The organism is Psychrobacter proteolyticus (assembly GCF_003350005.1).
Lineage (GTDB): Bacteria > Pseudomonadota > Gammaproteobacteria > Pseudomonadales > Moraxellaceae > Psychrobacter > Psychrobacter proteolyticus.
This window is the reverse complement of the sequence record NZ_QLKS01000002.1, coordinates 476,420-498,527: the sequence shown is the minus strand read 5'-3', so window position 1 is coordinate 498,527 and position 22,108 is coordinate 476,420. Positions and strand designations below refer to the sequence as shown.

At 43.5% G+C, this 22,108-nt stretch carries 14 protein-coding genes; 12 read left to right on the top strand and 2 right to left on the bottom strand.

Annotated features, from left to right (window positions below):
• The first annotated feature begins 25 nt into the window (after nt 1-25).
• From DXK30_RS06565 to yfaE, 10 genes are all read left to right on the top strand, one after another.
• On the top strand, nt 26-2,209 hold the full coding sequence (locus tag DXK30_RS06565) for a DNA primase (protein WP_114701011.1): 2,184 nt from the start codon (nt 26-28) through the stop codon (nt 2,207-2,209).
• Between the two features lie 517 nt (nt 2,210-2,726).
• On the top strand, nt 2,727-4,649 hold the full coding sequence (gene rpoD, locus DXK30_RS06560; RefSeq protein WP_114701010.1) for an RNA polymerase sigma factor RpoD: 1,923 nt from the start codon (nt 2,727-2,729) through the stop codon (nt 4,647-4,649).
• A gap of 450 nt (nt 4,650-5,099) precedes the next feature.
• Nucleotides 5,100-5,408: an ArsR/SmtB family transcription factor gene (locus DXK30_RS06555; protein ID WP_114701009.1), complete on the top strand. Its 309-nt coding sequence runs from the start codon at nt 5,100-5,102 to the stop codon at nt 5,406-5,408.
• A gap of 371 nt (nt 5,409-5,779) precedes the next feature.
• The gene (locus tag DXK30_RS06550) at nt 5,780-6,739 is read left to right on the top strand and encodes a bestrophin family protein (protein ID WP_114701008.1); all 960 of its coding nucleotides are present in this window, start codon (nt 5,780-5,782) and stop codon (nt 6,737-6,739) included.
• A 493-nt stretch (nt 6,740-7,232) separates the two neighbouring features.
• Nucleotides 7,233-7,523 (top strand): YbeD family protein, encoded by a 291-nt coding sequence (locus DXK30_RS06545; protein ID WP_057762424.1) that lies wholly within the window; start codon nt 7,233-7,235, stop codon nt 7,521-7,523.
• A gap of 501 nt (nt 7,524-8,024) precedes the next feature.
• Complete coding sequence (gene nrdA, locus DXK30_RS06540; protein WP_114701006.1) at nt 8,025-10,301, top strand: class 1a ribonucleoside-diphosphate reductase subunit alpha; 2,277 nt, start codon at nt 8,025-8,027, stop codon at nt 10,299-10,301.
• Nucleotides 10,302-10,504: 203 nt separating this feature from the next.
• Complete coding sequence (locus DXK30_RS06535) at nt 10,505-11,578, top strand: hypothetical protein (protein ID WP_114701005.1); 1,074 nt, start codon at nt 10,505-10,507, stop codon at nt 11,576-11,578.
• Between the two features lie 274 nt (nt 11,579-11,852).
• The gene (locus DXK30_RS06530) at nt 11,853-12,224 is read left to right on the top strand and encodes a hypothetical protein (protein ID WP_114701004.1); all 372 of its coding nucleotides are present in this window, start codon (nt 11,853-11,855) and stop codon (nt 12,222-12,224) included.
• A gap of 97 nt (nt 12,225-12,321) precedes the next feature.
• Complete coding sequence (nrdB, locus tag DXK30_RS06525; protein WP_057759544.1) at nt 12,322-13,455, top strand: class Ia ribonucleoside-diphosphate reductase subunit beta; 1,134 nt, start codon at nt 12,322-12,324, stop codon at nt 13,453-13,455.
• A 141-nt stretch (nt 13,456-13,596) separates the two neighbouring features.
• Nucleotides 13,597-13,866 (top strand): class I ribonucleotide reductase maintenance protein YfaE, encoded by a 270-nt coding sequence (gene yfaE / locus DXK30_RS06520; RefSeq protein WP_114701003.1) that lies wholly within the window; start codon nt 13,597-13,599, stop codon nt 13,864-13,866.
• A gap of 160 nt (nt 13,867-14,026) precedes the next feature.
• On the opposite strand, the gene DXK30_RS06515 is transcribed toward yfaE, so the two are convergent.
• A complete protein-coding gene (locus DXK30_RS06515; protein ID WP_114701002.1) occupies nt 14,027-15,352 on the bottom strand; it encodes a S1C family serine protease in 1,326 nt (441 codons plus the stop codon).
• Between the two features lie 357 nt (nt 15,353-15,709).
• On the opposite strand from DXK30_RS06515, the gene DXK30_RS06510 reads away from it, so the two are divergent.
• Together DXK30_RS06510 and DXK30_RS06505 are read left to right on the top strand one after the other, a co-directional pair.
• Nucleotides 15,710-16,534, top strand: a complete 825-nt coding sequence (locus tag DXK30_RS06510) for a Nif3-like dinuclear metal center hexameric protein (RefSeq protein WP_114701001.1) — start codon at nt 15,710-15,712, stop codon at nt 16,532-16,534.
• Nucleotides 16,535-17,555: 1,021 nt separating this feature from the next.
• Nucleotides 17,556-18,764, top strand: coding sequence for a transglycosylase SLT domain-containing protein (locus DXK30_RS06505; RefSeq protein ID WP_114701000.1), 1,209 nt, complete (start codon nt 17,556-17,558; stop codon nt 18,762-18,764).
• A gap of 164 nt (nt 18,765-18,928) precedes the next feature.
• Here the strand turns inward: DXK30_RS06505 and DXK30_RS06500 are convergent, their stop codons facing one another.
• Nucleotides 18,929-21,931 carry a LysM peptidoglycan-binding domain-containing protein gene (locus DXK30_RS06500; RefSeq protein ID WP_114700999.1) on the bottom strand — a complete coding sequence of 1,001 codons (3,003 nt, stop codon included), beginning with the start codon at nt 21,929-21,931 and terminating at the stop codon, nt 18,929-18,931.
• Between the last annotated feature and the right edge of the window lie 177 nt (nt 21,932-22,108).

Genomic DNA, 22,108 nt, shown 5'->3' with positions numbered 1-22,108 from the left:
CGACCTATGGTAAACTGTTTTTTGTATGAGCATTCCTAACCATATTCTTGAACAACTAAATAGCCAAGCTGACCTGATCAGCATCATTGGCAAACACACCACGCTTAAACGCGCTGGTAGTGAATATAAAGGCTGCTGCCCTTTTCACGGTGAAAAATCGCCTTCCTTTTATGTCAATCCACAAAAAAACATCTATCACTGCTTTGGCTGTAGCGTCGGTGGCAATGCCATCAGTTTTTTGCGTGATTATGAGAATTTGACATTCATTGAAGCGGTCAATGAACTATCAAAACAAACAGGCATCGAAGTACCCAAAGAAGAACAGCAAAACGTTAGTTATCAACGTCGCGCACCCAAACCTATTGCACCGCCGCCTGTGCACAATGTGCCTAGCCCAACCGTAGAACATAGCAAAGTAGGTCAAGACGGTACGAATAAAGACAGTCATCAAAACAATGTCGCCCACAGCGACCAAAACTACATCGACCAGCCCATTTATGATGACAATCAGGGCTACGAGAATTTCCCGCCGTTAGAGGCGTATGATTCAGCGTCCTATTCGATGGACTCGTATTCCTCAGAGCCGTATTCACCAAACCATGCAGATGATAGTGGCTATCCGCCAGCATGGTTGACAGATACGGATACTGGCGCTGGTATGCAGGACGCTCATGGCATTGAGCAAAGCGAGGATAAAGATGGCAATCTATATGAGCTACTAGAGCAAATCCAGCAGTTCTATCAGCACAATCTGACCACGCATCCCCATGCCAAGCATTACTTTTTATCACGCGGTATCACCGAAGACATCTTTGAGACCTTTGGTCTTGGCTATGCGCCATTTGGTTGGCAGCATCTTGAGCATCAATTTCCGCAGGATATTGAGGGTCTAAAAGCCTTAGGATTGGTACGTCAGTCAGAGTCTGGCCGCGACTACGATCTATTGCGCGACCGAGTCATCTTCCCAATTCGTGATAACCAAGGCCGTACTATTGGTTTTGGCGGTCGAGCGCTCGATGACGAAGTAAAGCCTAAATATATCAACTCCTCAGACTCACCTGTCTTCCATAAGCAGCATGTACTATACGGCTATTATGAGTCACGTCAGCAGCGCGCAGACAGCTGGCTGGTGGTCGAAGGCTATATGGATGTGATCGCCCTTTACCAAGCGGGTATCTATGGCGCAATCGCCTCGATGGGCACAGCGATTAATGAAAGCCAAATATCGCGTCTACTGACACTCAATCCAACGCTTACCTTGAGCTTTGATGGAGATAGCGCAGGACAAAAAGCCGCTTGGCGTACACTTGAAGTTGCCCTGCCTGTACTGGCCGATGACAAAGAACTGCGGTTTTTAACCCTGCCTAACAATCATGATCCTGATACTTTTATTAAGAGTCAGGGCAGCGATGCCATGCGTGAGCAAATTGCTAATGCCATGCCGCTATCACAGTATATTTTTGCCTATTTGAGTGAGCGTTATGACATGAGTCTGGCTGAAGGCAAGGCCAAGCTCATGTCCCAAGTACGCTCGTTGACGACTGCCTTGCCCAAAGGCAGTAGCTTTCGCTATTTGCTTAACAATGACGTTTATCAAAAGCTTGGCGGTAAACGCAGTCAGAATGTCGAGGCCAAAGATGCGCTGCTAGACTTTGATGGTGATATGACCATCAGTCAGCAATTGCAGCTTTGCTTTTTGTTTCAGCCACGCGCGTTAATCGACGACCCTATTGAGTCGATTTGGCAACAGTCAGGGATTAATGGCTTACACCTACCTGCCCATATCAAACAAAAAGCATCACCTGATACCTTGCGTCCTCTTGCGTGGGAAGACTTGCAAGATGCTGCCCTGCTAGACATCGTAAGCACTATTAAGCGCTGTCTTAATTACCTACCAAAAGACGTCAATGCAGCGGCGCATTTTATTTTATCAAACGTAAAACCTGCGACTCAAGATATGCTCAGCCGTAATTGGGGCGGCTTCTATAAAGCGCTAACCGCACGTAATATTTTGGGGCTTGATGGCCTAATCGAAGAGCTAGTCAGTCAGCTGCTTGAGCGCAACATGAAGAAAAAAATACAAGAGCTGATACAGAACCCTGATCATATTAAGCTTGCGATTGTCCGCAAACAAACCCAGTTATTGAATGATTGGCTACGCGCACAGCAGGCAGAACAATCGGCACAGATGGTTACTGTGCAGTCTTAATGTTTAATTTCAAATGTTGACCCTTTAAAAGTCTAGCAGCTGCCCCCACTACTAATGATTATGCCCAGTAGCATGAGCCGCTCCAAAATCATTTAGCTGATGGCAAATAATCAGTAAAAAATGGTCGGTAGCTATCACTAGCTCGTGCTTGACGACTGTGGACTGTGTTAAACTGTGTCGCTGTATATTGACAGCACTGCTTGGTGAATGATTGTGAGCATGCATCGTTAAGCACAAATTTTAGGTATTATTTTTACGTATCCGCTTTTAGATACTATTTTTTAAGTACTGTATTTTTTTAAGTACCATATTGAAGTCTTTTTAGCTTTTCTAATTTTTAGCTGTTTATCAGCATTGTTATTGTAGTGTTTTGAGCCTTTATTCATATCAACTCATTTTTGATATTATTGACAACCTCTACGCCATATTTTGATCAATCGATTGATAAGATCAACGCAAAGAGCGAGCGATAGCGAGTCACAATATAAAAATGTCCGATGCAAGTAAGCGAGTATTTATGAACGATAAGTCAGTTTCTAAGTCCACATCTCAACTGGCCACCTTAATCCAAATGGGCAAAGAGCAAGGGTATCTTACCTACGCTGAGGTGAATGACCAGCTGCCCGACTCTATTACCGAAAGCGATCAGATCGAAGACATTGTGCAAATGCTGACCGATGTCGGTATCAAAATCTTTGAATCAGCTCCTGATGCCGATGACATCTTGATGAACGATGATTCAAGTGATGATGATATGGCAGCAGATGAGGCAGCGGCAGTACTCGCCTCTGTTGAGACTGAGCCTGGTCGTACCACTGATCCTGTCCGTATGTATATGCGTGAAATGGGTACGGTTGACCTACTGACTCGCGAAGGTGAGATTGCCATTGCTAAACGTATCGAAGAAGGTATTCGTGATGTGCAGCATGCCATGTCTTACTGGCCTGGTACCGTACAGTTTGTCCTTGACGAGTATCAAAAAGTACAGGACGGCGAAAAAAAGCTATCTGACGTCATCACTGGTTTCTTAGATCCTGAAACCGAAGAAGACAAAATCGCTGCCCAAGAAGCAAAAGAAGCGGCGAAAGAAGAGCGTGAACGCATCAAAGAAGAAAAAGAGAACCCACCGGTTGTCAAAGCCAAGGTCAATGCGAAAGCAGCTGCTCTTGATGAGGAAGACGAAGACGAAGACGACGTTGAAGAAGAAGCTGAAGAAGAAACCAGCGGCCTTGATCCAGAAGAAGTTCGTTTACGTCTAGAAGAGATCGAGCATCTATTTATCAAAGCCAAGCAAGCCTTGCTTGATTACGGTCGTGGTAGCGTACAGGCTGATACAGCGTATGCCCTACTTGCTGAACGTTTTATGATGCTGAAGCTAAACAATCGCTTGTCAGACCAAGTTATGGCTATCATGCATGACGTCTATGACGACGTGCGTAAGCAAGAGCGTCAAATTATGCGTTTGGTGATTCGCCGTGGTCGTATGCCGCGTGAAGAGTTCCGTAAAACCTTCCCTAGCAATGAAACCAATGTGGATTGGTTGATTGAACGTATCAAAGGTAAGCCTGCGTTTGCTGGTACGCTAGAAAAAGTCACTGATGACGTAATTTTATTACAACGTCGTATCCGTGATTATGAGCAGCAGCTCGACATGAAAATTCACGACATGAAAGATGTGGCACGTCGTATGGCAGTTGGTGAAGCGAAAGCTCGCCGTGCGAAAAAAGAAATGGTTGAAGCTAACTTACGTTTAGTTATCTCTATCGCGAAAAAATATACCAACCGTGGCCTACAGTTCTTGGATCTTATCCAAGAGGGTAACATCGGTCTGATGAAAGCCGTTGATAAGTTTGAATATCGCCGTGGTTATAAGTTCTCGACCTATGCTACTTGGTGGATTCGTCAGGCGATTACTCGCTCTATCGCTGACCAAGCGCGCACCATCCGTATTCCTGTGCATATGATTGAGACGATCAACAAGATAAACCGTGTCTCACGTCAGTTGCTACAGGAAATGGGTCGCGAGCCAACGCCTGAGGAATTAGGCGAACGCTTAGAGATGGACGAAGTTAAAGTCCGTAAAGTGCTTAAGATTGCCAAAGAACCTATCTCTATGGAAACCCCAATCGGTGATGATGAAGATTCACACCTAGGTGATTTCATCGAAGATGGTACAATCTCAAGTCCTGTGGATGATGCGACGGCTGCTGGTCTACAAGAAGCGACGCGTGATGTACTGGGTAACCTGACTGAGCGTGAAGCACGTGTCTTAAAAATGCGTTTCGGTATCGATATGCCAACGGATCATACTTTGGAAGAAGTTGGTAAGCAGTTTGATGTGACGCGTGAACGTATTCGTCAGATCGAGGCAAAAGCACTACGTAAATTGCGTCATCCATCACGCTCTGAGCACCTACGTTCTTTCCTTGAAAATGACTAAATCCTCGGAGAAGTACTGAGCTTAGATAATAGGTTTTCGATAGTTGCTAAAAATAAAAAAGCTGAGCATGTCTCAGCTTTTTTTGTGCCTGTAATTTCAGTATATATGACTATAATTTTTTAAATGAACATGTCACTACAGTTCTTTCTCTAACGTTGATACGGCACATAAGCTTCTACTTCGTTTTTACGACTCTCTCTAACCTGCTATTTAGACCGACTGTTCAACCCATATCAACACTGATTTGATTCGGTCCTTTTCTCTCACCAATCATATGTTTATAATATCCAACAATATTCTGTTTAATAAGCAGTAGAGCGAACCCAAATGCACCAGTTTTGGATGTATACTCTACTATCGTACAAACATATATTTAGGGAACAAAAGCTTAGAATAATTACATATTAGACAGTTATTGACTATTAACTAGGTATCGATATCACACATTTTATGAATACAGAAAACATAATATCTGCACTTAACAATCCAATGCGCCGCCAAATAATCAAATGGTTGAAAGATAGATCAAACTTTCCAGCATCATTACCAGAGCATGCCAATTTGGATGGTGTATGTGTCAGCTACATTCAAGAAAAAGCTGGGTTGTCACAGTCAACGATCTCAAACTATATGAGCGTGCTAAAGAAAGCTGGATTAGTGACGTCTGAACGCCACGGTCAGTGGACACTTTATCAACGTCATGAAGCAAACATCGAAGCATTTCTCGAAGAAGTAGAAAAAGAGCTTTTAAAGCTTTAAAAATTCTTATTATTCTTGAAAATATATTACACTGAGATTCAACATCTAGATATTTCAATATAACGATAGATTGTTTTAATAGACGCCTTTCCTATCTTTACCTCTCAAAAGCTTTGACTATAATAGACTATAAAACGTACTAGACTACTTGATACCCTGTCACGTATGGTAATTTGCGATACCAACCTCAGCACGTAATAGACGTTATTTCACAAAATTTTTCATTACAAGTTCTCATCTGAGTAGTCATTCTCGATAAATAAATTTCAATAAGTTTGTCATCTTTTGGGCTTTACAGATCTCGATTCTATATTAGAATCACACAGGACGTTTAATAGTATCTCCGTATACCCCTTCACTAGGAAACTGACATGATTGTCCGGCAAACCCCTAATGCTCTTAAGATATTTTTTGCCCTGCGTGGATCAATCATTCCAAAAATCTACCCGCAAATCCTGCTAGTCACTATCCTTAGTACGTTTATAACGATTATTCAGCACTGGCTTCCTAACTCTTTTCCCTATTATGGTATGGCGACATTTACCTTGCTCGGAATCGCGTTATCGTTGTTTCTTGGGTTTCGAAACAATGCCAGTTATCAACGTTGGTGGGAGGCACGCGGGCTGTGGGGTCAGCTGGTATACGACTCTCGCAGCTTAACGCGTCAAGTACTGTCCTTTATAGATGAAGACAATGCGACTGCCATAGAGGATGGCGAGGATGAGAATGCAACTGCACGCGATACTCAGCGAACGATGATATATTTGACCATTGCTTTTGCCCATGCTGTACGTCATCGATTGCGTGGTACGCCACCTTGGGCGGACATCGAGCCTTTTGTCGCAGCGATACATCATGACAGTATGCGTCAAGCGAAAAACGTACCTGACTATATAATGCGCCTAATGGGTAAGCAGCTTGGCTATATTCGGCGTCAGGGATTGGTGTCGGAGCAAGTCATACAAAATATGGATGAGCGCCTGACCTCTATGACAATTGTACTGGCAGCGTGCGAGCGCATTCACAATACACCGCTGCCGTTTGCTTATATGCTGCTGGTACATCGTACAACCTACCTGTATTGTATTATGTTGCCCTTTGGCTTGGTAGCCTCCCTCGGTTGGGTAACCCCATTGATTTGTGCGGTGATTGCTTATACCTTTTTTGGTTTGGACGCGCTTAGTGAGGAGTTAGAAGAGCCTTTTGGCTTGGCGGCTAATCAACTACCTTTGACTGCCCTATCACGCACTATCGAGATTAACCTACGAGAAGCATTGGGAGAGACGGATATTCCACCTGATGTCACTCCTATCAATGGCTATTTGCAGTAGCTTTTAACAAAAGCTAATTCACTTACTATTTCGTGACAGAACGGACTAAATACAGACTTCACTTGAATAATCGCTTATAGACCACTATAAACAGGGCATATATTCTCTGCCTAACATAGCCATTCCACTATAAAAGTATGACAGCGTTAACCTCGCTTGAAGTATCACATGTACATCTACACTCGGTTGCCTTGTACTACTTTTAAATTGAATCGACTATAGCTTGACTGATTTAAATGCCACTTGCGACCATACTGAGCAAGTCTCAGGTTATAGTTTTGGCATTATTCAAGCGTATGCTTTACTGATTGAATGTCTATAGCAGCGATTTCTTAATTATTTACCTATTTTTTTATTTAACTATATAAGCGAGGCTCATATCATGAGTGATGATTCAAAAGACAACAAAGATAACGTCAACAACAGCGCAAATAACCCAACCAGCAATCAGCCATCAGTTAAAGTCACTGACTTGACGCCAAACAAAGGCGCATTGGTAGGCAAAAAGACCGATATTCAAAACCCAGAGCTTTGGGAGTTCCCAATGAACTATCCACTGAGCATTATCGGTCATGAAGGCGAGCGTGAGAGTTTGCTTAATGAAGTGAAGCTAATCTTGGGTAGCCAGTTCCCTGATTTTGATTTGGCGTCTATCGAAGTTAAGCCGTCTAAAACAGGTCGCTTTCACTCAGCACGGGTTAATTTGTACCTAACGGCTGCTGAGCAAGTGAATGCGCTTTATGCCTCACTTGATAATGCAAAAACGGTTCGTATTGTTTTATAAGTAGCATAAAAAACTTTCACGCCTTTTTAGTCCAAATCGTCACTCGCTAGTAATAAGATATGGGTGGCGATTTTTTGTGGTTTGATGTACAATCTGCGCCCGCATTATTGCCGCCATGACTCCCATTATCAGTCGACAATAACCGAGAGAATGAAAAGTAAATCTCACGATATTTTTACAAAAATTTTATTATTGACCGCATTTGCGTCTAACCCTTATCCCATCGTCCTTTGCCAAAATTTGGACTGCCTACAACCTTGTAGCAACATAGTTTTATTCTAAAATCAATATAGTATTTTCAAAATTTTCCCGCTATATTGTGCCTACCAATTAACAAAAACGCTATATGTAGTACTCAGTGATTTTAACCGTCACTACGAGTAGTGGTAGCTTTTTGCCCAAAAAAACAGCTAGCACAACCCCGCATAATAGCGTTATAAAGAATGTCTGCCGCTGCTTTGGCGCGCAGCATCACAATAAGCAATCAAAATAGAGGCCAGCATGACACATATTGACAAAATCCAAGTAACCAAACGTGATGGACGTTTAGAGCCTATTGATTTAGACAAAATTCACAAGGTAATCGCGTGGGCGGCTGATGGTTTAGAAAATGTGTCAGTATCGCAAGTTGAGCTAAAATCGCACATCCAGTTTTATGAAGGTATCAAAACTCGTGACATTCACGAAACCATCATCAAGTCTGCCGCCGACCTAATCTCTGAAACCACGCCTGACTATCAATATCTGGCTGCGCGTTTGGCTATCTTCCACTTACGTAAGATTGCTTATAACAAATTCACCCCGCCGCATCTGTATGACCATGTCAAAACTTTGACTGACGCTGGTAAATACGATCAGCACATCCTAGCTGACTACAGCCGTGCTGAATTTGATGAGTTAGAAGAGTATCTTGATCACTGGCGCGATATGAACCTTGCTTATGCTGCTGTTGAGCAAATGGCTGGTAAGTACTTGGTACAAGATCGTGTGAGCAAAACTGTTTATGAGAGCCCGCAGTTCTTATACATGCTCGTCGGTATGTGTCTGTTTAGCCAATACGACAAGTCAGATCGTCTTGATTTCGTAAAACGCTTCTATGATGCGACCTCAGAATTCAAAATCTCACTACCAACGCCAATCATGTCAGGTGTACGTACGCCATCGCGCCAGTTTAGCTCGTGCGTATTGATCGAATGTGGTGATAGCCTAGACTCTATCAACGCCACCACTAGCGCCATCGTACGCTATGTATCACAGCGTGCTGGTATCGGCATCAACGCAGGTCGCATTCGTGCCCTTGGTAGCCCGATCCGTGGCGGCGAAGCGCAGCATACTGGCTGTATCCCATTCTACAAACTGTTCCAAACGGCAGTGAAATGCTGCTCACAAGGCGGCGTACGTGGTGGTGCTGCGACGTTGTTCTACCCACTATGGCATTTAGAAGTTGAGTCATTACTGGTACTCAAAAACAACCGTGGCGTCGAAGACAACCGTGTCCGTCATATGGACTACGGCGTACAGTTAAACAAGACAATGTACACGCGCTTGATCAAAGGCCAAGACATCTCGCTATTCTCACCAGGCGATACGCCAGGCCTGTATGATGCATTCTTTGAAGATCAAGACAAATTCGAAGAGCTATATACCAAGTACGAAAATGATCCTAACGTTCGTAGCCGTCAAATCCCAGCTGCTGATTTGTTCAGCCTAATGATGCAAGAGCGTGCCAGTACGGGTCGTATCTATATCCAAAACGTCGATCATTGCAACACGCATAGCCCGTTTGACGCGACGGTTGCCCCTATTCGCCAGTCAAACCTATGTATGGAAATCGCGCTACCGACCAAGCCACTGGATAACATCAATGATGAAGAAGGCGAAATCGCCCTTTGTACGCTATCAGCGGTCAACTTGGGTAAAGTCGAAAACGTCAGCGACATCGAAGAGCCAGCTGAGCTAATCGTCCGTGCGCTTGATGCCCTGCTCGACTATCAAGACTATCCTGTCAAAGCGGCTCAAAACGGCAGCATGCGTCGCCGTACGCTAGGTGTGGGCGTAATCAACTATGCGTATTACTTAGCTAAGAATGGCGCACGCTATTCAGATGACAGCGCGCTTGGTCTAACCCATCAAACGTTTGAAGCGTTGCAATTCTATCTTTTGAAAGCGTCAAACAAATTGGCAAAAGAGCAAGGCGCGTGCCCTGCGTTCAATGAGACCACGTACTCACAAGGTATCTTGCCGATTGATACGTACAAAGCCGACTTGGACAAAATCTGCCAAGAGCCGCTACATCTCGATTGGGAAACGCTACGCGGCGAGATCACTGAGCACGGTCTACGCAACTCTACCCTAACCGCCTTGATGCCGTCTGAGACCTCTAGTCAGATTGCCAACGCGACCAACGGTATCGAGCCACCACGTGGTCTGGTCTCTATCAAAGCGTCAAAAGACGGCATCTTAAAGCAAGTCGTGCCTGAGATCGATAAGCTAAAAGATCAGTACGAGCTACTATGGCAAATGCCAAATAATGACGGTTACCTAAAGCTGGTCGCTATCATGCAGAAGTTCGTCGATCAAAGTATCTCTGCCAATACCAATTACGACCCAGTTCGTTATGCTGGTGGCCGTGTACCGATGAAGATATTGCTAAAAGACTTGCTAAACGCTTATAAGATGGGTGTAAAAACGTTGTACTACCATAACACTCGTGATGGTGCGAACGATGCCCAAGCGGATATGGAAGATGATTGTGCTGGCGGTGCTTGTAAGATTTAAGGTTCGCAAGAGAAACTCTTTAAATAGAATTTCTGATAGATGGCGGGTTTGGCTTTTGGGTTAAGCTCGCTACTTAGTATGGCAAGGTTAAGTATGGGATTTCTTATAAATAGTTATATTTTTTTATTTCTTTTCAAAATGTGCCCTATTTCCACTGGAATTGATTTTTTGATATAAAAAATACCTTTACGGAGAAACAATCTTTGTCAAATCAAATAGTTCGAATAGAAAATGGTGATAAAGAAATTTCTTTACCCTTTAATACTGAGCATTTAGGAGACTTTATATCAGGACTTTTAGGTCAGCCCCAATCAATTGAGAAAGTTTTCACAACCCCCTTTATAGCCGAAAATGAGTATTTTACTCACTTAATCAGCTTGATTCAGCAGAGATTAGAACAACAAAATGTCCATGAATTTGTATCTTTCCAAGCTATGGTTGGTTATAAAGATAAAACCAGAAGAAAATTCACTAGTATAGAGTCATTCGTTTCTTATTCAGAAAGCTTAAATTTGATTAGTACTGAAGTTAATTTTAAATTTGGAATACTTGTACATTTCCCCAAAAAGGACATACCAGAGAAACAAGAAATAGATATAGATTTTTCTACTACAGAGAATGAGTTACATGGCTATCCCAGAAGTATATTTAATTTAGTATTAGGTAGAAAAAAAGTTTCAGGTGTAGTTGTGGTTGAAGTAAATCATACTGAACGTACTTGGGCAGATGAAATTTTAAAATTAGTCGAGAACTCATTAGATAATATTATTATCAAAGAACCAGCTAGTAAGAAATTTGTTAGATCTATATTAGCTCCATTGAATGTTGATAATATATTTTTTGCACTCTTCCTATTAGTTCCAGTGTATGCGTTCGTAATTTCACAAACTAGAGCGAAAGATAGCAACAGCATGTCTGAATATCTTGCTATTACAGAAAAAGGCTCTATAAGTGTTCAAGCTCTCCACCAGAAGCTAGATATCATATCTACGCATTTGCTTACACGTAATACTGGTGATACAAACTCTATGACGCAGACTCTTATAATTTATCTAGGGTCTTTATTGTTTTTCGGTATCTTTATATACATCGTAAATCTATTTATAAAAACTCCAGACTCATTTATAGTTTTAACTAACGCAACTACACAGTATAAAAAAGAAATCTTACAAAAGTATAAAAATAAATTATGGATTGCCTCTATTCTCGGAACTGTCTTACTAGGGCTGATTATTAACTATATCTTTAATTTCTTACAATCATTTCACCTATTATGAATAATTTTATTTTAAATTGTAGGGTGCGCCTAATCAGCAGAGTCATTAAGAAGAAAGAAAGATGCCCTAACAAGGATTTTTAGCCCCGACTATAGTGGTATCCTGCTGACGACGATGGCGATGCGGTCTGTGTCTGGAAGTGGTCGCTCGAACGTTGGAACACTACCAGACACGATAGACTGCACGCCAGCGGCAAGGCAGATACAAGCGGTAGGCGGGATTGGCTACTGTTATAATTAAAACCTACAGATAGAACTAAAACGACGGAGGTCATGTGCAATATACCGCAATCATCAAAGACGGTGGTTTGTTTATCCCAAACGTATTTTCAGACCTAAACGATGGTGGCTCGCATATCGTACAAGTCGAGGTTGATATTGCAGAGGTGCGTCAGCAGTTAGGCATGAATGAAGCACCAAAGACAACTGTCGCCAAAAAAAGCGTGGCAAAAGCAGCCAAAAAACCAGTATCGAGAGCGGCTAAAAAAGACTTAAAAGTAGCAGCAGAAGAGCCTGATGTGAGCACCCTACGCAAAAGCGCACTTGATGAATTAGAAGCGCTCGATGATAGTGAACTGAGCGAGATTTTCAAAGCCTATATGAACGGTGGACAAGAGTCGTCACAGATATCACTAGAGAACCTTTAAGCTAAAACGCTATAATCCAAAAACGTGTCATAACATCAAATTAAAACCAGTCAAACCCATACAAATTAATAACCGTATCAATTATAAAGGCAGTCCCATGACTTACTCGATTTTTTCTCAAACGCCAAACAATGCGCTAAAAGAGCCGATGTTCTTTGGTCAGCCCGTCAACGTGGCGCGCTATGACCAACAAAAACACCCTATCTTTGAGCAATTGATTGAAAAGCAGCTATCGTTCTTTTGGCGTCCAGAAGAAGTCGATGTATCACGCGATCGTATCGACTTTAGTAATCTGTCCTCGCATGAGCAGCATATATTTTTGAGCAATCTCAAGTACCAGACCCTACTCGACTCTATCCAAGGTCGTAGTCCAAACGTGGTGCTACTGCCGCTAGTGTCTATCCCTGAGCTTGAGACGTGGATTGAGACATGGTCGTTCTCTGAGACCATTCACTCACGCAGCTATACGCATATCATTCGTAATATCGTCAATGACCCAAATATTATCTTTGATGACATTATGCAAAACGAGCACATCTTAGGCCGCGCCTCTGATATCGCCCAGTATTATGATGAGCTGTATCGCAACTCACAGCTATATAGCTTGTATGGTCCAGGTACGCACAACATCAATGGCGAGCAAGTAACCGTTGATTTGAGATCACTGAAAAAGCAGATGTACCTATGCATTATGGCGGTCAACGTCCTAGAAGCCATTCGTTTCTATGTCTCATTTGCCTGCTCGTTTGCCTTTGCTGAGCGTAAATTGATGGAAGGTAATGCCAAAATCATCAAGCTAATCGCTCGTGATGAAGCGCTGCATTTGACTGGTACGCAGCACATGCTGAATCTGATGCGCAACGGTCGTGACGATCCTGAGATGGTCGAGATTGCCGCAGAATGTTATGAAGAAAGTATTGAGATCTTCCGCAAGGCTGCTGAGCAAGAAAAAGAATGGGCAGGCTATTTGTTCAAAGACGGCTCGATGATTGGACTAAACAAAGACATTCTTTGCCAATATATCGAATACATCACTAACTTGCGTATGGAAACCGTCGGCTTGCCAGCGGCGTTCCCGAACTCAAAATCAAACCCAATCCCGTGGATCAACACGTGGTTGTCGTCTGACAATGTGCAAGTAGCACCGCAAGAGACTGAGATTAGCTCGTACTTGGTTGGTCAGATTGACTCTGATTTATCAGACAGTGATTTTGATGACTTTGAATTATAAGAGCTTTGAGCCAGAAAGACTTTGAATAATAAAGGCTTGAGCGGTAAAGATTTTAAATTATAAAATTTTTACCGCTGTAATCGTCTTATGGGTTAATAGTAGGGATAGCAATAACACAGACATATCCCAATAGGATTCACGATGACTTGGGTAATGACCAGTAAAAAGCAGTTCTATCTACACGATGACGAGAGTCTGCTAGATGGACTGCTACGCACTGGACATGAGGTCAATTATCAATGCCGCGAGGGTTACTGTGGCAGCTGCCGAGTCAAGCGTATTGCCAGCTCGCATACGGTCGATTATCCATTTGATCCGCTTGCGATGATTGAAGAAGATGAAATCCTGCCCTGCTGTTGCCGTGTGCGAGGCGTCATCTACATCAATCATGACCCGACTGAAAAGCCTTAGCGGAGTGATAAGCAGTGACGAACACTGCAAGCTACCCTAAAAACCAGCTCTAATAAATTCACTCCAACAAAAAGCGCGCTCCCTCATATAAGGAGCGCGCTTTTTTAATCTATTATCTAAATGAAAATGCTAATTTATAGTACTTTCTTACCAAGACCCACTATTGAGTGGCGGTGTCTTGCTCAAACAACTTCATCAGCTCTTCGCGCATACGATCACGCTCTGCTTTTGACATCATAGGTGCCTCTTCATCACTTTGGATGCTTGGATCTTCCATGCCGCCGATACTCTCACCTTGCAGCACCACAGGGCGCTCGACAGGCTCTTGTACTGGACGTTCTTCTAGCATTATTTTTACTTGTGCATTTTTGCCTTGACGCAATATTTGGGCATCCAGCTCAGTATTTGGCGGCTTACGGGCGACATACTGAATCAACGTATTGGCATCGGTCATCTCCACACCGTCGATGGTCAGGATGATATCACCAACGCGTAGACCACTCTTGGCAGCAGGACCGCCTTCAATGACATTTAGTACTTCTACACCAGTTGAGCTTTCAAGCTGGGTTGGGTCACGTAACTGTGATTGGATCTCGATACCTAGCCAGCCACGACTGACGCGACCATCTTTGATCAAAGCGTTCATCACTTGCTCAACCAATGCCGTTGGAATGGCAAAACCAATACCCATCGAGCCACCAGAGCGTGAGAATATAACGGTATTAATACCTACTAACTCACCGCGAGCATCGACCAGTGCGCCACCTGAGTTGCCTGGATTGATCGCGGCATCAGTCTGGATAAAGTCTTCAAATTTATTGACACCCAATCCAGTACGTCCAGTCGCTGAGATAATACCTTGGGTCACTGTCTGACCAACACCAAACGGGTTACCAATCGCTAGAGCCAAATCACCCACACGAATCGGATCTTCACGGAAGCCAAGTGGCGTCAATCCAGTCATATCGACTTTAATCACAGCTAGGTCACTATCAGGATCTGTACCGATGATTCTGGCACGGCTCTTACGACCGTCATTAAATGCGACTGTGATTTCATCGGCTTTTTCGATCACGTGAGCATTAGTCACGATATAGCCGTCTTCTGATACGATGACCCCTGAGCCTAAGTTGGTCGAGCCTTGATCTTGTGACGGCCCACTATGATCTTCAAAGAATCGACGCAGGACAGGATCATCCATATACGGATGTTCTGCCATCGTTTGGGTCGTATATATATTGACCACAGATTGCGATGCGCGTGCAACCGCATTATGATAAGAGGAAATAGGTGCTGGCGTGTCCGACACTGGCTCTGACGCTTGTTGCTCTGCAGGCGGGGTTCTCGGCGGCTCCCACGTGGCCTCCGACGTCGACTTCATACTCGTGAACAACCAGATAAACGCTGCCAACACTAGCAGCAATAAGACCCAAGGTAACCATTTTAATAAAGACGCCTTGTCATTGGTGTTCCGGGATGACGACATATAAAACCTCTATAAATTTAGTGCAAACAAACAGTGAAAAACAAAGTGAGAGAAGCGCAACTGATCAAATATCATTGATGTGGTTATGCAATTGATGGCCAGTCAGGCAGACTCACGTGTATAAATTATAACCGCAATACCAGTAAATAGTAACGTATCGTGTACCGTTTCAGTTATCCAGCTTGTCTGGTTGCTTACAGCAGCGTGTTAAAATAACTTTCATAAAGCTCAACACTTGATCATCAAGCCAGAAGCTGAAAACCGAACACTACCAAGCGCGACAGATAATACATAATTTTTGCTTAGTTAATCTACAGCACCTTACGACCTATATTTTATCGATGACAGGAAAACATAATGACTGCAAATTACACGACAGCTGACTCTACCAATCAAAGCATCAGCGCCCAGATATTGACACAGTTCTGTGACGACTATTTATCCGCCAGCGCATTTAAAGACTACGCGCCTAATGGTCTGCAGGTCGATGGTGGACGTCCGATTCAACGTATCGTCACTGGTGTCACAGCGTGCGAAGCCTTGATAGATGCAGCCATCGCTGACAATGCCGATGCGATTATGGTACATCATGGTTATTTTTGGAAAGGTGAACCTGCTACGCTTACTGGGATGAAAGGTCGTCGCATTCGCAAATTGATGCAACACGGTATCTCTATGATTGGCTATCATCTACCGCTCGATGCACACCCCATCTCTGGCAATAACGCAAAACTGGCTGACATGCTCTGCATGACGATTACTGGTGCGCTCTATCCTACCGAGTCACACCCTGTGGGTAATATCGCTACTTGTACACCGCAAAGTGCTGACGATCTCATTGCCACCATTACTCAAGCATTAGGACGCGCGCCATTACATATCTCAGCTGAGTATCATACAGACGCCTCTGCTCAGACAAGCGATAGGCTAATAGAACGCATCGGTATCTGTACAGGCGGCGCGCAAGATATGATTGAACAGGCTGCCATTATGGGCTGTGATGCATTCATCTCTGGTGAGATATCTGAGCGTACCACGCATATCGCTCGTGAGCTTGGTATTGATTATTTTGCCTGTGGTCATCACGCGACAGAACGTGGTGGTATTCAAGCGTTAGGAGAGATGGTTACCCAAGAGTTTGGCCTGCCTGTTACGTTCATTGATATTGAAAATCCAGCCTAATATAGTCATTGTATAACTAATAGTAGAGTGTCAGTAAGACAGCTTAAATAGTCTTAATTGATAGCGGCTATAAGCTCTGTTTCGACGATTGTTTGAATATTCATTGATAAGTTTGTTATCAATATCAGCATAACGCGGCTAAATTTAACCGTTTATATCGCTATTGTTAAGTTTTATCGCTTTTTTCTTAACTCCACTTGAATAATGCAAGCAGTAACCGCATATTACTACTTGTAAGAAAGAACGTTTTGTCATGAAACTTCCCATTATTACAGCTTCCGGTTATGGCACTAGAATAATGCTAACAGCTACCTAAAACCTTATTACGCTTTATAAACAATGAGATTTTAGAACGCTGACCATTGAAATGCTTTGTTTGCACAATATAATTTGGCAACACAGTGTTTTTTAATTTTAGTGTCGCGATGACGATCTTGCACAGTCTCTTTGATAGCGAAATTTTATAAACTATCAAATCTTGTTATTGTGCTCACCCTCATTGCTGGACAGAAAACTTTAGTAGCTAGTCACCTTATTACTAATAACTCAAGGTGTAGCAAGTTATCAAAGTTAGCATAGCAAAAGCAGATGGCTATATTTGCCTCAATGGTAAAATATTGCATTACTGCTTTTTCCATGTTCTTGTCTCAATAACTTACTCATGACCTTACCTATGTTTGATATATAGTTGTTTGGCCATTAGCCATATTGAATTATCGATGAAGGAATCATCTGATTTATATCCTTCGTGTAGTCGTGCGTCCAGATTTTGAGACGATTGTTTTATGCTTTTATTTTAAGTATTTAAACGACACACCGATAGCTGGCTAATCCACAATCCACATCGCTAACTCTTAGAGAGAGCATGCTAGTGGCGCTATAATCAAGCAAGATGATACGTACTTATTCTATTCAAAAGTGCTATGTCATCTAAAATACCGGATTAATATATGCCAAATTATATGCATGTATTTTTACGCGTTTTTACGGTAAGAAGGATGGCTAAAATCAGGAGACATCCATGCAACGTATTACTTATCGTGTAAAAGTATCTGCGCAAGGGGCTAAACGCCGTATTTCTCATTTGCTGAGTCCATCTAAACGCCTACTTAACACCAAAAGTAACATCGTTTCATCCGTTACCCCTACTGCGTCGGGGCGTTTTTCCAGAACCAAGAAGCTGGCACAAGTATCCAGTATAGCCCTACTCTCTCTGCCTGCGCAGAGTCTAACGACAATGGGCACACCAGTACCAGCTTATGCTAATGTCATGCTAGAAAATACCTTGACCATCGCAGCTGTACCAGGTGACAGCACCTATTTTGCCACTGATGGCTTCCAACATGGTTTTGGTTTTGATCTGGTACGCACTTATGCGGACGAGCTTGGTGTCGATATTGACCTAAAAGCCTATGCCAATGAAGAAGCTGCGCTAAAAGCCTTAAGATCAGGTGAAGCTGATATGGCATTGACCACTGCCAGCACCAAACTAAAAAGCCAGCTAAATCTATCCTCTATTAATGTCAGCTGTGGTTATGATTCTAGTCTAACTAAAAATGGTCTACATCCTAAGGTAAGTTGGACATTTAGCTCATCCAATGATCCACTATCAAGAAAGGCCAGTTACTTCTTGTGCGATAGCATCAAGCTACAAAACACACAGAAACTTGCCGCGTTCTACAATCAAAATTTGCTAAAAGATGCCTATAGTCAGGATCATTTCCAGAGAACGTTGACGGAAAAGTTACCGGACTATCAGTCTTCGTTTGAAGAGCAAGCACGCAATTACAATCACGACTGGGAACTATTGGTCGCGATGGGCTATCAAGAGTCACACCTTGATGCCAACGCTGTGTCGCCGACTGGCGTACGCGGATTGATGATGTTGACCAACAACACTGCAAAAGCAATGGGCGTCTCAGACCGCGTTGATCCTTACCAAAGCATTGGTGGCGGTGCACGCTATCTAGAGCAAGTAAAAGCGGACTTCTCTGACGTGCCAAAAACTGACCGTATCTGGTTTGCCCTTGCAGGTTATAACATGGGTCCCAATGCGGTAAAAAGAATCCAACGCGAACTACGAGCTCAAGGTATCGATGATAAGAGCTGGGCGAATGTCTATGCTTATTTAGCAGACAATAGAGCGTCGAACAGCCGCTATGGTCAAGCCATGCACTATGTCAGTAATATCAGAAGCTATCTTGAGACTATCAAAACTCAGACGGTCTAATTTGTAGATATTACTAGGCGGTTTGCAAGCTAAATTTTCACAGTTATTGATTCACGTTACATAAAAAAGCTGCTCTTATAAAGAGCAACTTTTTTTGTGCGTTACGATTCATAACTAATATTAATGACGTCTCGTTTAAACCGCATTCGTTAATATCTTACTCATTAGCGATTTGGAACAGTCAGACGCTGACCACGCTGCAACATCGTATCAGCAGCGATATTGTTCATATCAGCCAGCTCTTGTGTTGAGACACCATATTTACGTGCTAGACCAATCAAGCTATCACCCGAGCCAACCGTGTAGCTTACTGTCGCTTTTGGTACTTTAAGCGTTTGGCCGCGTTGTAGCTGAGCATTGGTCGCTAGATCATTGGTCGCTGCCAAGTCCTCTACAGAGATACCGAACTGACGTGCCAAAGCAATCAGACCATCACCAGATTTAACTTTATAGCTTTCAGTGTTGCTCAGTTTTGTTCCACTACTTGCTGAGCTACTACTGCTACTAGTAGAACTACTACTAGTAGAACTGCTGCTTTGGCTGTTACTAGATGCACTTGTCACACCGCCGCTAGCAGGGATAGTGATAGTACGGCCCAGTATCAGATTCGAGTTGGTATTCAAATTATTTGCTGATGCCAAATCACTTAGTCCAATATTGTAGCGTTTGGCGACACCCGTTAAGGTATCTCCTGATTTTACTTTGTAGCTGACCGCTTTGTCATTCAACTGACGGTCGACCAACTCTTTAGAAGCAGGAACTTTAATCGTTTGACCACGTTGCAAGCGAGCCTTTGCATCAAAACTGCTGTTTACCGCAGCAAGTTCCGTTGCACTAACTCCGATGCTGTTAGCAATGCCAATCAGCGTATCACCTGATTTTACTTTGTAATTGGTGGTCGCGACCGAGCTTGAGCTGTTACTACTGCTAGCGCCCGTAGTGCTTGCAGCATCAAAATCAACGCTGGCTGGCACTTTAAGTGTCTGACCAACATATAGCGAACTGGTGCTGTTGATACCATTGAGACTGGCTAAAGTATCTGTCGACACATTGAATTGACGTGCCAATGCAATTAAGCCGTCTCCTGCTTTTACTTTATAGTTCTTGGTCGCAGTGCTTGATTTACTCGGCTTGGTAGAAGGTGCTGCAGGTGTTGTCGCAGGGGCAGTCACTTTACCCGGTATGAGCCATAACTTCTGACCTCTGAGCAGATCAGCACGGCTGCTCAGATTATTGTAGCTGGCTAGTTGGGTAACCGATAAACCAAAACGATTGGCCGTACCGATAAGCGTATCACCACCTTGTACGATGTAACTGTCAGGCTGACTAGCAGCTGCACTGCTAGCAGTGCTCAACGGCTCGATAGTTTTGGCATCATATAGATACAACGTGCTGCCAGACAGCAGATTGGCACTGGCATCTATTTGGTTCCATTCTGCGATATCACGCCAGCTAACCCCTGCTCGACTCGCAATGTTCGAAAGCGTATCGCCACGTTTTACCGTATAAGTGGTACGTGTGCCTTGCGGTTTTGGCTTACTTACCGAAGTTTTAGCAAAGCTAAGTTTTTTCTCTGCACCACTTGCTTCTAGAATAGACTGCTGTGTCTGTACGGCTGATAGATTAATGTTGCCATCAGCATTGATAACATTGGTCTCAGAAGTATTTCTACGGATCTGATTGGCAATAAAATCACGCTCTTCTTTACTAAGCGGCGGCTCTTGGACAATCGTATTATTTTGAGTGATCTGGGCTGAGGTAGTCGGTAGACTATTACTGCTCTTTAGCTCGGCATTAATTTTTTTGGTTTCCGCACTGCTCAATGGAGGCTCAGTACGAACTGAGGCGCTACCACTATAAACAGAGCTGCTAGTTGTCTGTGCTGACGGCGAGATGTAGCTAGTCGTTTGCTGAGGTACGCTAGCGCTAGCAGCATAATCAGCCAATGCGCTGCTGTTAGATGGTAGTGACGACGAAGTATATGGTTTGTTATTATAGCTTGGCGCAGTCGCTGTCGTGCTGGAGCTACCTGCGTTATTTGAGGCGAGGACATTACCTGTACCGTTACCTCTGAGCCCGCTTAATTTGGCATCAGCATTGAGACTGACATCGTTAGGAATGATGATGCGCTGCGGACCTGAAGAGTCAACACGGCCTGATGTCAGTGCGGTATTTAGACGTTCTAGCTCATCGTAGCTAACGCCAGTCAACTGCGACACTTCCGCCAAGCTCACACCATAATTGACAGGTACACTACGGAAATGCTGACGGTTAGCGATAGCTGGTAGATACACACCATACTGCTCAGGCTTGGCAACGATTTCAGCTACGGCTAAGAAACGCGGCACATAGTTCATCGTTTCAGTCGGCAGTTGAAGTGACCAATAGTCTGTTGGTAGCCCGCGCGCTGCATTGGCATCAATTGCCTTTTGGATACGACCAGGTCCAGCGTTGTAAGCAGCCAATGCTAGCTCCCAACTACCGAACTGGTTGTGCAGTGCCGTCAAGAAGTCGTAAGCAGCACGTGTCGATTCAATCACATCGCGGCGACCATCATAAGTGCTACTTTGGTTCAAACCATAAATACGGCCCGTACTCGGGATAAACTGCCATAAGCCCGCCGCTGCCGCACTACTCGTACCACTTGGATCGTAAGAGCTTTCGATAACTGGTAACAAGGCAAGCTCTGTTGGAATATTGCGACGCTCTGCTTCCCGTACCGTATGATAGATATAGCGGCTGGCACGTGCAGTTAGACGATTTAGATAATCCTGTCTACTGGTAAACCAGCTTTTTTGACCTTCAATACGCTGATTATAGATTGGCTTACCACCATTCATGCGGTAGCCTGCGCGTAGACGATTCCACAAATCACCATATTGCTGAATAGCAAGCTGGTTACCTTCTACCATTGTCATATCAGTGGCTTCTAACAAGTCAGCCAATTCATCCAAGCTCTCTGCATCTAAAAATGCAGTTGAGTAGTCTGCACTACCCGTATTGGCCCCTTGATTGGAAGGATTTTTGGTGATGACAGATGAGCTATTGGTTGCCCCTTTGTTTTTTACCGCTGATGTATTGCTACACGCACTAATCAGTAGAGTGGATACCGCAAGCGTCAATGGCAACGCAATAAATGAGCGAGAGTGTGATAGCACAGTAGACATGATATTGGAAGTTTCCTAACGACAGAAATTAATAAGACAAAATTGATGGATAGTATAGTATGCAATGTAAAGCAAAGACCAGCCTAATATAAAAGATAATAATAGACGCTTAAATAGCCTGTAACACTAAGTAATGACTGCTTAGCCAACTAAAATTTTTTATAAGTCAAAATTGCA

What these genes read in the sequence shown, in the direction of transcription:
- DXK30_RS06565 (WP_114701011.1), top strand. Translation starts at nt 26, where the DNA reads ATGAGCATTCCTAACCATATTCTTGAACAACTAAATAGCCAAGCTGAC.
- rpoD (WP_114701010.1), top strand. Translation starts at nt 2,727, where the DNA reads ATGAACGATAAGTCAGTTTCTAAGTCCACATCTCAACTGGCCACCTTA.
- DXK30_RS06555 (WP_114701009.1), top strand. Translation starts at nt 5,100, where the DNA reads ATGAATACAGAAAACATAATATCTGCACTTAACAATCCAATGCGCCGC.
- DXK30_RS06550 (WP_114701008.1), top strand. Translation starts at nt 5,780, where the DNA reads ATGATTGTCCGGCAAACCCCTAATGCTCTTAAGATATTTTTTGCCCTG.
- nrdA (WP_114701006.1), top strand. Translation starts at nt 8,025, where the DNA reads ATGACACATATTGACAAAATCCAAGTAACCAAACGTGATGGACGTTTA.
- nrdB (WP_057759544.1), top strand. Translation starts at nt 12,322, where the DNA reads ATGACTTACTCGATTTTTTCTCAAACGCCAAACAATGCGCTAAAAGAG.
- yfaE (WP_114701003.1), top strand. Translation starts at nt 13,597, where the DNA reads ATGACTTGGGTAATGACCAGTAAAAAGCAGTTCTATCTACACGATGAC.
- DXK30_RS06515 (WP_114701002.1), bottom strand. Translation starts at nt 15,352, where the DNA reads ATGTCGTCATCCCGGAACACCAATGACAAGGCGTCTTTATTAAAATGG.
- DXK30_RS06510 (WP_114701001.1), top strand. Translation starts at nt 15,710, where the DNA reads ATGACTGCAAATTACACGACAGCTGACTCTACCAATCAAAGCATCAGC.
- DXK30_RS06505 (WP_114701000.1), top strand. Translation starts at nt 17,556, where the DNA reads ATGCAACGTATTACTTATCGTGTAAAAGTATCTGCGCAAGGGGCTAAA.
- DXK30_RS06500 (WP_114700999.1), bottom strand. Translation starts at nt 21,931, where the DNA reads ATGTCTACTGTGCTATCACACTCTCGCTCATTTATTGCGTTGCCATTG.